General features: G+C 53.5%; 1 protein-coding gene and 1 pseudogene. Both read right to left on the reverse strand.

Annotated elements, in window-relative coordinates:
- Nucleotides 1-23: 23 nt before the first annotated feature.
- Entirely contained in the window at nucleotides 24-878 is an 855-nt protein-coding gene (locus tag H8S11_RS13720) for a hypothetical protein (RefSeq protein ID WP_186853537.1), read from the reverse strand.
- Nucleotides 879-889: 11 nt separating this feature from the next.
- Nucleotides 890-1,306 (reverse strand): annotated as a pseudogene (locus H8S11_RS13725) (hypothetical protein); the annotation flags it as partial.

Here is a 1,306-nt window from a genome sequence, read left to right on the forward strand (position 1 = left end):
CGGCTTGGCAGGACAACTAAAAATCATGTCCCTACCTCCTGGATTACCACATAAACCTGTACATCTTCTGTCGGGACCGTCTGCGCCTTGAATGTCAATTTGTTGGCCGCCTGTCCCGTACAGGATATCCCAGCGGCAGAATACACAGCTTGGTCCGCAATCGTCGGCATTGGCTGAATCAACTGTTTACTCTCATCCGCAAGTACGCCCGGAACTGTAACAGTCTGGGTGTTGTTGGACCAGGCGGAGAGGGGGAGGGTAACCAGGGTGGATTTTGGTCTGATTTCCGTTTTTACATCGAACATCGTAGGCAGGTAAAAGTCATTTACCACATTGGCAAGAGCTCTCGCACTTCCAGCGTTATAAAACACTACGCCGCCACAGTCGACCTTACTAACTATTCCAGTTTCACCCGCAGATGCATCAATTTCATCTGGATTAGTGAACAGAAACCCTGCATCATAGTTCGGAGATAATCCAATCAACGGAATCTTACCTAACCCAAGATTATCACCATCCGCGGTTAGCTGAATTCTAGGATCTGTACCTTCATTCACCGGGTCAGGCGCGTCAAATTCTTGTAGCGCCAACTCCCCGGTCATAGTTCCCCCGCTCAACTGGAGATACCTCTGGTCGGCCTGTTCCTGGGTCATGCCAGATTGTGGCGCATCCTGTGGCACGGCGTTACCCCCGCTGTCAAAGCCAACCACCTGGCCCTGGGTGCCGGTGAGTTTATCCTGCTTCTCATTCGCCAGGGCAGCGGCCGCAGCGGGAAGGGAATCACTACCGGCCCCAACCGTCACGCCGGTATCACTAATAGTTTTCAGTGTGTCATTCACATTCTTCTTGATGCGGTCAATTTCGCTCTGTACGCTCATGCCGCACCTCCTCAGATGGCCGCAAGGGCTTCCTCAATGTCACTGGTCAAGCTCACGCTACCCCCGGAGGTGTACCCGGCAGGCACAGAATAGGAGGTCGTGGTCAGGCCGTCGATGGTACCGGAAACAGCGCCGTTATTCGCCATGGAGCCGGATACCAATGTGCCTTCCGCATCTACGATCTTCTTACCAGTCAGCACATCAGCCGCAGCAGCCGTTACTCCGCTTACGTCCTGATATGCGGCTGGAATAGCTCCAACGGTAACCTTAGACAGCACCTTTCCTGTGGTTGGCGCAACCGTCTGTACAGACTTACTGGGGGTTGCGGTCTTTTCTTCCAGCGTGATAGATACTGTTCCAGCTCCGTCATGGTGTCCGGACGGAATCGTATAGGATGGAGCCGCAACGGTCAGCGTTTGGGTAACTGC

It is taken from the genome of Flintibacter hominis (genome assembly GCF_014287965.1).
Taxonomy (GTDB): Bacteria; Bacillota; Clostridia; order Oscillospirales; family Oscillospiraceae; genus Lawsonibacter; species Lawsonibacter aceti.